Raw genomic sequence first — 504 nt, forward strand, 5'->3', positions numbered from 1 at the left:
AGGCGTTCGACATGCCCGACACCCAGCCCACGGCGCCGAGCATGATGCTCTCGACCACGGTGTCGTCGAGGCCGGCGAAGAGCGTGAAGCGGTCGCCGACCATGTTGCGCAGGTCGGTGAAGGCGCGGGTGTCGCCCGAGGAGTCCTTGAAGGCCTGTATCGTCTCGACATCGGCGAGCGAGGCGAGGATCTCGGGCGTGACCGCGTTCTTGTAGATGGGGGGGTTGTTGTAGACCATCAGCGGCAGGTCGATCGCGGTGCCGACGCTGCGGTAGTGCGCGGCGGTCTCGTGCGGCTTCGCGGAATAGACCAGCGCGGGCATCAGCATGATGCCGTCGACGCCCGCCTTCCGCGCGGCGCGGGCGGTGTCGATGGCGAAGGCGGTGGTGAATTCGGCGACACCCGCCACGACCGGGACCTTGCCCTTGGCGACGTCGACGGCGGCCTCGATGACCTGGACCTTCTCGGCGGTGGAGAGCGAGCAGTTCTCGCCGACGGTGCCGC

Annotated in this window: 1 protein-coding gene; it reads right to left on the minus strand. The window is 68.5% G+C overall.

What is annotated here, in order from left to right; genetic code table 11:
- Positions 1–504, minus strand: a 504-nt coding sequence (locus GWK15_RS25620) for a dihydrodipicolinate synthase family protein (protein WP_168044450.1), incomplete at both ends; no start/stop codon positions are given.

The sequence above is a fragment of the Neoroseomonas oryzicola genome (assembly GCF_012163135.1).
Taxonomy (GTDB): Bacteria; Pseudomonadota; Alphaproteobacteria; order Acetobacterales; family Acetobacteraceae; genus Neoroseomonas; species Neoroseomonas oryzicola.